We start from the raw sequence: 9,702 nt of genomic DNA, 5'->3' as shown, positions 1-9,702 counted from the left end.
GTTACGCCACGTGGACCGGGGCTTCGTCAGATCAGGCCGAGAGCTTGCCGGATCCGGGTTGTGTAGACGTCGTATCCGCGGGCGTTGGGGTGGAAGGACTGCCCGATGGGGAAGTCTTCTCCGTTGGCCCACGGATCCGGGCTGCAGGGCTTGTGGCCGGCGAACGCGTCGTACATGTCCACGAGGCGGATCCGGGAGTTTCCGGCGGCGGCCACCGCGTTGGCGACCATGGTGCGAGCGGCTTGGACGGCTTCGTCGATCCGGTTCAGCTCGCCCTCGCTGAAACCGAACAGGTCGCCACAGCCGAAGGGCTCACCCTCGCGGGGCCGGGGCAGGAAGGACGGATAGTTCACCACGACCAGATACCCGTCCGGGCGCATCTTGGCCCGGATGTTCAGGTATACCGACCTGAGCCGGCTCTGGTTGATGTCCAGATCCACCTGCCTGATCAGTGGCTCCCCGCGATCACAGTTGTTGGAGAAGCAGTCCAGGAGCTTGTCGGCGAAGCCGAGATCGTTGCCCCCGATCGACACCGTCACCAGCCGGGTGGACTGCCGGTTCAGGAAGGCGAGCTGGCCCCCTGGCTCGGGATTGTTGTCGAACTGCGTGAAGTTCATGTCATCGATCTTGGCGCCGTCACACGCCCGGAACACCGGCTCGTCGATGGCGGGAAGACCGGTGACGCCGGGGGCGACCAACCCCTCCATCCGGTAGGGGTAGCTGGCCGAACTGCGCTTGCAGTTCGTGCTGCCGTTGCGGTCGTAGGGCGGCGCGCCGGCGCCCGCGGCGAACGAGTCGCCCAGCGCGACGTACCGGATCACCGCGCGGTTGAGACCGCTGGGGAAAACGTCGGTTCCCAGCACCGCGTGCAAGGTGCTCGTGCCGACGCCGTCGCAGCGCAGCAGGCGCTGTCCGGATGCCGGGGCGCAGCCGCCCCAGATTCCGGGGCTGCCGATGATGACGTCGAAGACGACCTCCAGCTGGCGGCCGCCGTCGTAGAGCTCACCGGGGATCTCCAGCGCGCCCTCGGTGAAGCCGTGGTAGTTGCCGAACGACTGGATGGGAGTGTTGCCGGTGGCCAAGGTTCGGCCGTCGAATCCCACGCTTCGGTCTACCAGGGCGACGGTGCCGATGGCGAAATCGAAGTAGAAGTTGCAGATCAGCTCGGCCGAGAAGTAGATCTGGGCGAACTGCGTCACGTTCGGCGGTGGGCTCGTGGGGGGCGTGGTCTGCTGCCGCAGAGTCGGGATCTTGGTCAGGAACACGTGGCAGATCCAGGGTTCCTCCGGCGGCGGCACGTCGCCCTGGGGCCGGACCTGTTCGGCCCGCCTGATCGGCCGGCCCGCCGGCTTGAGCGGGGCGCCTGCCACATTCTCGAAGCCGGGCAGGGCCTTCGGTGCGGTGGGTTCCATCGTGCTGAACGGCCGGATCTTCTCCCCGGTCCCCGGCAGGGTGAACTCCGGGATCTTCGGCTGAGGATTCCAGGGTCCGTGGGCCAACTCCTCCGGACTCGTCAGGTCACCGTCGGGCACCGAGCCCACCGCCGGCGGCGCGCCGGACAGCAGCAGGCCGAGGATGGCGGCGAGGGCGAACAACCATGTCCCCCGCCGGCGGGGCGGTCGCCATCGGCGTGAATTCAGCATCGCCTATTCCTTTCAGACGATGGTGACGGTGCTGACGGTGTAATAGGGACCGCCGCGGGCGATGCCGCCGCCCTGCAGGTACTCGGTGACCGCGACGACTCCCCGGTAGACGCCCGCGCCGACCTCGTGGGGTTGGAGCGCGATATAGCAGGATCCGGTCGGCCCGGGGTTGGGCTGGACGGTCGATTTGACGACCCGGGAGCCGTTCAGGATGATGCCGCAGTACATGGTGTTGAGCAGGACCTCGGTCGCCAGCGAGCCGTCGTCCGACCACCGGCAGGCGAGCCTGAACTCGACCTCGATGCCGCCGTTGGCGGTGGTGTGGATACCCAGCGGCGAACCCGTCTCACAGATGATCCCGGCGCCCGGCGCATGCGCGGCGACCGCCGCGTCCCCGGCCACCCGGGCAGGATCTGCCGGGGCCGAGGACTTCTGCGGCAGCAGGCTGGCATCCGTGCGGGTGCTGACCATCACGTCCGAGCGGTCGGTCGCCGCGCCCGCCGGGCCGGCCCCCAGACCGACCAGGGCGAGTCCGGCGAACACGATGAGCGCCACGCCGCGCCGAGCGCGACGGTATACAGGTTGGTGGGACATCAATTCAAACCCTTCGTGTAACGATGACGTGGAAACTGCCCCGAACTAGACGAAGCGATCAGCAGGTCGGGCAGGGATCTCTCCGGATGTGCCATTTTTCCTTGATCCACCCGGAGCGGCCCGTCGCATCGGTCGCGGTGATGGTGACGGTGTAGTCGCCGGCCCCGCCGAAATACCCGCCGAGATAGCCCGTGGTCGGGTTGATGGTCGTGCCCCCCGGCAGCCCGGTGGCCGACCACCGGTAAGGCCCCACGCCCCCGGCGGCGGTCAGCTGCAGGCCGATCCCGAAGCTCTGCATGCTGTCTACCTTCGGCAGTTGGGGACCGATCACGATCTGCTGGAGGTAGAGCGCCTGGAAACCACGCGTGTACGAGGTGGGGGGAGGAACGCTGGAGGTGGCCTGCCGCATCATGTCGTGTATCTGTGCGGCGTTCATCGACGGATGCAGCGAGCGGTATATGGCGGCAACACCCGCGGCGAACGCGGCGGACATCGAGGTGCCGTTGAGGAACTGGTCCGCGAAGTCGGTCGTGTTCCAGGTCGACCGGATGCTCGTGGCCGGTGCGTAGAAGTCCACGCAGGGGCCGAAATTGGTGAACTGGGTGTCGATGGGGTTGAAGGTGTCCAGGCCCGCCACGGTGATGGCGCCGGGAACGCGAGCCGGGGACACCGAGCAGGCGTCGATCCGGTCGTTTCCGGCCGCGACGGTGACGACGACTCCGTTGTTCACCAAACCGGTCACGAACGTCTCGAGCACGAAGTTGACCGGGCCGTCGAGGCTCATGTTGACGACCGCGCGCTCATGCCAGGGCTGGCGGGCGTAGACCCAGTCCAGCCCGGCGATCACGTTCCCGGTCGAGGTGAACTCGTCGCAGTCGAACACCCGCACCGGGGTCAGCGTCACCCCTTTGGCCACCCCGTAGGTCGCGCTGCCGATGATGCCGGCGACATGCGTGCCGTGCCCCGTGCAGTCGGTGGTCGCGGGAGCGGTGGTACCGAAGGAGGCGCCGTCGGTGACCCGGAACTCGAAGTCGAAATGGCTGACCTGGATACCGCTGTCGATCACATACACGCGCACGTCCGGCGCGGTCGTCGGGTACGTGTACCAATCGTCCCCAGGGTTGCCGACCTGGTCGATCCGGTCCAGACCGAAATTCGGCGGGTCGAACTGGCTGTCCTGCAGGCGCACGACACGGTTCTGCTCGACGTACGCCACCGCCGGGTCCGCGGCCAGCCGACGAGCCGCCGCCTCATCCAGGCTGACCTCGAACCCCTGCACCCCGTGCCGGTAGACATGCCCGACCCGGCCGTGCTCGCGGGTGGCCAGCCGGTGCGCCGTGGTGTCGGTCGCCGAGCGGATCACCTTGTCCTGCTTGAGGACCACGATGTAGCTGTTCTCGATCCCTTGCCCCGCGGGGGCGAGCAGCAGCGTGCCGGCGGCCGGCACCGCGTGTCCCAGATGGACGAACCCGGTCAGGAAGGCCGCCACCGACAAGACTGTGGTGACCACACGCAGAAGTCCGGCACTCATCGGACCCTCCAGATCTCGGTGAGGGTGCCGGACTTGCCCGTCGCGTCGCTCACATAGACGGTGGCGGTGAAGGTGCCGGCCGACCAGAACGGCCCGCTGAGATAGCCCGTGTTCTGGTCGATCCGCACGCCGCTGGGCATCAGGTAGGCGAACCAGCGGTACGGCCCGGTGCCGCCGGCGGCGGTCAGTTGGTGGGCGATCGTCTGGCCGGTCCGGCCGTCGATCACCGGCAGGGGTGGGGCGGGGACTAGCTTCTGGATCTGCAGCGCGGAGAACCGGGGCTGGTTCGGGAACCAGCCGACGTCTCGGGCGGCGGTCTGCCGCACCAGGTCGTGGATCTGCGCTGGGCTCAGCGACGGGTGCAGCGACCGGAGCATCGCCGCGACCCCGGCCGCGATCCCGGCGGACATCGACGTGCCGGTGAGTATCTGGGTGGCGAAGTCGTTCGTGTGCCACGTCGAGAGAACGCTCGTGGACGGGGCGTAGATGTCCACACACGAGCCGATGTTGGTGAAATGGTCCCGCTCGTCGTTGCTGGCCATGCCACCCACCGTGATCACTCCGGGAACGCGGGCGGGCGACACCGTGCAGGCGTCGACCCGCTGGTTCCCGGCCGCGGCGGTGACGACGACGCCGTTGGACATCAGGGCGTTCACGTACTGGTCTACAAAGGAGTCGGGCGGGCCGGAGATGCTCATGTTGAGGACCGCGAGCTCACCCGGACGGTGGTTGGCGTAGATCCAGTTGAGCCCGGCGAGCACGTAGGCGGACGAGGTGGTGTCGGCGCAGTCGAACACCCGCACCGGGGTGAGCGTCACGCCCTTGGCCGCGCCGTAGGTCGCGCTGCCGATGAGGCCGGCGACGTGCGTGCCGTGCCCCACGCAGTCGGTGTTCGCCGGCGCGGTGGTGCCGAACGAGGCGCCGTCGGTGACCCGGAACTCGAACTCGAAGTGGCTGGCCTGGATGCCGCTGTCCAGCACGTACACCCGCACGTTCGAGGCCGTCGTCGGGTAGGTGTACGAGCGGTCTCCCGGGTACCGCAGCTGGTCGATCCGGTCCAAATGGGACGGCGGGTTGAGCTGCGTGTCCTGCAGGCGCATGACACTGTTCTGCTCCACGTACGCCACCGCCGGGTCCGCGGCCAGCCGGCGGGCGGCCGCCTCGTCCAGGCTGACCTCGAAACCGCGCAGCCCATGGTCATAGACGTGCCCGACCCGGCCATGCTCACGCGTGGCCAGTCGCTGCGCCACGGACCCGATCGTCGACGTGGACACCTTGTCCTGCTTGAGAACGACGATGTAGCTGTTCTCGATCCCTTGGCCCGCCTCGGCGAGCAGTATCTTCGGTGACGCCGTCGCCGGCGCCGGGTGGGCGATCCCGGTCAGGACGACCGCGATTGTCATTGCCGTGGTGACGATCCCACGACACAGTCTGGCTCCCATGGTGGTTCCTCCCTCGCACGCGTCGCGGCGACGCTACGCGGGCGACCTTCTTCGTGGCCTTATCCGTTCGCTTCCGGTGCAGGTCACAGGGTCCCTTCATGGCAGTGTGACAATTCGATCAACGGCGGACCCGGGCGTTTCTCGCACGCTCACGAAGACCGCTTCGCCGATTCCTCGAAAGGATGGCCGCGCTGGCAGCCGTCAGCAAAGTCGAATGAAGGCCAACGATGACAACCTTGCGCGCCAAGAAACCTGGCATGGTCAAGGCTCTGCTTACCCTTGCCTTGCTCACGCTCTCGATCGCCTTCACTTCCGCTGCCGCCAGCGCTGACGTCGGCTCGCAGCAGTACATGTCGATAACGAAGGGATCCGGTGGATCTGAAACCGATGCGACCGGCAGTTGCAGCCGTTCGGGTACGGTTCCGTTCTACCAGCTTTTCATGCACTGCACCGTCAACACCGGCGCCATCCGGGTCATCGCCGAATGTTCGAACGGGACCAGGTTCCAAAGTGAAGTCATCTTCGCGCCCGACAGCTTCACGGCAACTATCACCTGCGGTCCTCCGGCTACCGTCGCCAGGGCCGGGATCCAGCACGTGTTCTGACGTGCCGACCTGATCGAGTAGCACATGAGCGGCGGGCTGGCTGGTCCGGGTGGCGACAACCGGGCCGGCCGGTCTTCCCCTGTCTGCGCGTCAGCTCCAGGCGCCAGACAGGGCGCGGGTGACGGTGGCGCTCAGGATCCGCACCCCGCGCACCGACGCGGGGTCCACCTCGGCCAGGTCACGCACCCGCTGGAGGCGGTAGTCGAGCGTCCGCGGGTGGATGTGCAGCGCGGCCGCGGTGCCGAGCCGGTTCATGTCGTTGCGGTAGTAGGCGTCGAGCGTGGTGACGAGGTCGGGGCCGTTCGCCAGCCGGTGCGCCACGGCACGCAGCGATTGGTCGACCTCGGGCACCTGCGCGACGCTCAGCTCGACGAAAACGTCGGCGACGCCGTACACCGCGCGCGGCACCTTCTCGACGGGTGCGACCGTGGCCACCCGCCGCGCCAGCTCCAACGCCTCGGTCAGTGCCGGCACCTGCCCGGTCGCCGCACCCACCTGGCACGGCCGCCCCAGCGCCGACCCGATGTCGCGGACGACCGACAGCGTCCGGTCGTCGATCGACCCCGGATCCCACAGGGATCCCTTGCCATCCCACGGGATCAGCACGACGAGCTCGTTGGGCTGCTGCCAGGTGACCGGCAGGCGGTACTGCTGGAAGATCGACTCGACGAGATCGTCCAGCACCTCGTCGTCCGATTCGGACAGTGTGCCGGCGACCCGGATGACGGCCACCCGATAGCGGTCCTGAACCCGAAGGCCGAGGCCTTCGGCAAGGCGGGACGCGGCCGGGTCGTTGGCGAGCAGGAGCTGGGTGGCCATGCGCAGGCGCCGCGGTGGTGTGAGGCGCTGCTCCTGTTCCGCCACATAGCCCTGGAGGAAGGCCGCCGTGCCGCGGGCGCCCTGCGGGCCGAACCACGCGGTCAGGCGCAGCAGGTCGGTCAGGTGGTCGTGGCACGCCACCTCGTGGATCTCCCGCAGCATCAGGTTGGCGTGCAGCGCGAGGACCTGCCGCGCGGTCCGGGTGGACATTCCCTGCCTGGCCCGTTTCTCCCCGATGGCAGCGATGTACGCCAGATCCTCGGCCAGGAGCGGCCGGTTCTCCCGAACCAGCTCGATCGTGCGGCGCCGGGACCACACGGCGTAGTCCAGCATCTCGGCACGCGCGTGCGCCCGGGCGGCCTTCCTGCGGTACTCGGGAAACTCGCGTATGTAGGCACTCACCTCCTCCCGAGCGTTCGCATCCACGCGTCTGCGCAGCAAGCTCAACAGATCACTCATCGGTCCCTCCCCGAAATCGATGAGCAGCACGTCAGGTACGGCGCCGGGCACGCTACGGGAGCCACCTTCCGGGGCTCTTATCCGTTCGCTTCCGGCGCAGGTCACAGGCTCGGCAGCGCCTCGGCCAGGGCACGCTCGGGGGGCATCGCGTGACCCGCCCGCCAGGCGCGGTCGACGGCGGCGGGGCCGAGCACGGCCCGTGTTTTCGCGACCGCCGCGTCGATCCACCGCTTGGCGAACGGCATCGGCGCGGCGCCGATGGACTCGCGCAACGCCTCCGCGGCCGCCAGCAGCGACACCGCGCGCCGCGGTTGACCGCGGGCCGCGGCCAGCTCACCGGCGAGGAGCAGGCCGAACGACAGCCCCCACCGGTGGCCGAGGCCGCGATAGCCGTCCACCGCCCGGCGCAGCTCCGCGACGGCCGCCTCGGCGTCACCGTCGCGCCAGGCGACGATCGCCTGCAGCATCCAGGTCCCGAACAGACCGTCCCGGTCGCCGAGGGACTCCATCACCGCACCGCACTCCCGCAGCAACTGCGTTGCCCAGGCGTACTCACCCCGGCCCAGAGCGGCACAGGCCAGGCATTGCAGCGCGAAAGCCTCCGGCCACCGGGTGTCGGCCCGCCGGGAGACCTCCAACGCCTCGCGCAGCACCTCGACCGCGCGGTCGAGGTCGTCGGCGTAGATGTCGACCAGACCGCCCGTGGTCAGTGCCCGGGCGAGCCCGGCCGGGTCCCCGGCCGCCCGGCTCAACGCCGCGACCTCGGTGGTGGCCGCGGTCGCGGTCGCCAGGTCGCCCTGCAGCACCGCCAGACCCGCCGCGCTCTCAAGCGCTCGCGCCCGCACCGTCGGGGCGACCGGCGCCGGCAGGGCGAGGGCCCGGGCGAGCCACCGGCTGCCTTCCCGGTAGTGGCCGTACCGCTCCCAGAAGATGTGGAGCGAGCCGGCCAGCCGCACCGCGGTCGCCGCGTCCCCGCGGCCGGTCGTCCACTCCAGCGCGGCCCGGATGTTGCCCATCTCGGCGGCGAGCCGGCGCAGCCACGCCGAGTGCTCGGCGCCGCGCAGCCCCCGGCGGGCCGACGTGACCATCGCCAGCACGTGGGCGGCGTGCCGGTCCCGCACGGCCGCCTCGGCGCCCGACGCCGCCAGTCGCTCGCATCCGTACGCCCGCAACGACTCCAGCATCCGGTACCGACCGTCCGGGTCCACGGCCACCAGTGACTTCTCGACCAGTTGCGCCAGCACCTCGGCCGCCCCGGGCTCGGCGTGGACCGCCTCGGCCGCCTCGACCGTGAACCCGCCGGCGAAGACCGCCAGCTGGTCGAACATCCGCCGCTGGCGGGCGTCCAGCAACCCGTAGCTCCAGTCCACCGCCGCCCGCAGCGTCTGGTGCCGCGGCAATGCCGACCGGTTCCCCCGGGTCAGCAGGCCCAGCGGATCGTCCAGCTGCGCCGCGATCCGTTCCACACCCCGGACCGGTACGCCGGCGGCGGCCAGCTCCAGCGCCAGCGGCAGCCCGTCCAGTCTCCGGCAGATCTGTGCGATCAAGCCGGCCGTGGTCTCGGTCAACGCGAATCCGGGGTGGACCGCGGCCGCCCGCTCCACCAGCAACCGGACCGCGTCGGCCCGCCCGATCGCCCGCGGCGCGGTGACGCCGGCCGCCGGCACGCCCAACCCAGGTACCGGCCGGACCGTCTCCCCGATGATGCCCAGCCGCTCCCGGCTGGTGGTCAGAATCGTCAGCTGGGAGCAGCGCCGCAGCAGCCGGTCGGCCACCGCGGCGACCTCGTCCACCAGGTGCTCGCAGTTGTCCAGCACCAGCAGCGTCGCCACGGCGCCGACCCGGCCGGCGACCAGCTCCTCGAATGTCTGATGTGGACGTTCACGAATCCCGAGCGTGCCCGCGATCGCCGACGGCACCAATCCCGGCTGGGCCAGCGCCGCCAGCTCCACCAGCCACACTCCACCCGGAAAGTCCGCCCGGCTCGCCGCGGCCACCTCGAGCGCGAGGCGGCTCTTGCCGACCCCGCCGACGCCGGTCAGCGTGACGAGACGGCGGGTCCGCACCAGCGAGTGCACCGCGACCAGCTCCCGCCTGCGGCCCACGAAGCTGGTCAGCGGCGCGGGCAGGTTGCCACGCGGCCGGCCGGTGCGCGCCGGCGCGGAGTCCACATCGGACTCCAGGCGCGGTTCCTTCCGGAGCATCGCGGTGTGCAGCCGCCGCAGCTCCGGCCCGGGGTCCGCCCCCAGCTGGTCGGCCATGAGCTCGCGGACTGTTTGGTAGGCAAGCAGAGCCTCCCCCTGCCGGCCGGACCGGTACAGCGCCAGCATGAGCTGGCCCCAGAACCGCTCCCGCAGCGGGTGCTCGGCCACCAGCTTTTCCAGCTCCACCACGAGATCGTCCTGGTGGCCGAGGGCGAGGTCGGCCGCGATCCGGTGCTCGACCGCCCGCATGCGCAGCTCGGCCAGGCGGGCGGCCTCGGCCCGGGCGAACGGCTCGTCGGCGAACTCGGCGAGCGCAGGCCCGCGCCACAGCGCCAGCCCGGCCAGTAGATCGGCATGGGCGCGGGCCGCGGACCCGCTCGCCAACGCCCGGGCGCCGGATGCGAC

At 70.0% G+C, this 9,702-nt stretch carries 7 protein-coding genes; 1 reads left to right on the top strand and 6 read right to left on the bottom strand.

Annotation, left to right across the window (positions count from 1 at the left end):
• Positions 1-26 precede the first annotated feature (26 nt).
• From VGX25_RS10020 to VGX25_RS10005, 4 genes are all read right to left on the bottom strand, one after another.
• Entirely contained in the window at positions 27-1,595 is a 1,569-nt protein-coding gene (locus VGX25_RS10020) for an SGNH/GDSL hydrolase family protein (RefSeq protein WP_326917366.1), read from the bottom strand.
• A gap of 60 nt (positions 1,596-1,655) precedes the next feature.
• Positions 1,656-2,198 (bottom strand): hypothetical protein, encoded by a 543-nt coding sequence (locus VGX25_RS10015; protein WP_326917365.1) that lies wholly within the window; start codon positions 2,196-2,198, stop codon positions 1,656-1,658.
• Between the two features lie 97 nt (positions 2,199-2,295).
• A complete protein-coding gene (locus tag VGX25_RS10010; protein WP_326917364.1) occupies positions 2,296-3,726 on the bottom strand; it encodes a S8 family peptidase in 1,431 nt (476 codons plus the stop codon).
• Positions 3,727-3,764: 38 nt separating this feature from the next.
• Positions 3,765-5,171 carry a S8 family peptidase gene (locus VGX25_RS10005; protein ID WP_326917363.1) on the bottom strand — a complete coding sequence of 469 codons (1,407 nt, stop codon included), beginning with the start codon at positions 5,169-5,171 and terminating at the stop codon, positions 3,765-3,767.
• Between the two features lie 275 nt (positions 5,172-5,446).
• On the opposite strand from VGX25_RS10005, the gene VGX25_RS10000 reads away from it, so the two are divergent.
• Positions 5,447-5,815, top strand: a complete 369-nt coding sequence (locus tag VGX25_RS10000) for a hypothetical protein (RefSeq protein WP_326917362.1) — start codon at positions 5,447-5,449, stop codon at positions 5,813-5,815.
• 90 nt (positions 5,816-5,905) lie between these two features.
• Here VGX25_RS10000 and VGX25_RS09995 read toward each other — a convergent pair whose 3' ends face one another.
• The gene (locus VGX25_RS09995; RefSeq protein ID WP_326917361.1) at positions 5,906-7,093 is read right to left on the bottom strand and encodes a helix-turn-helix domain-containing protein; all 1,188 of its coding nucleotides are present in this window, start codon (positions 7,091-7,093) and stop codon (positions 5,906-5,908) included.
• Between the two features lie 101 nt (positions 7,094-7,194).
• Positions 7,195-9,702 (bottom strand): ATP-binding protein (locus VGX25_RS09990; protein ID WP_326917360.1); only part of this gene is annotated, 2,508 nt, incomplete at its 5' end.

The sequence above is a fragment of the Actinophytocola sp. genome (genome assembly GCF_035942955.1).
Taxonomy (GTDB): domain Bacteria; phylum Actinomycetota; class Actinomycetes; order Mycobacteriales; family Pseudonocardiaceae; genus DASYTH01.
The sequence above is the reverse complement of the archived record's forward strand: the minus strand, read 5'-3'. Positions and strand labels throughout refer to the sequence as shown.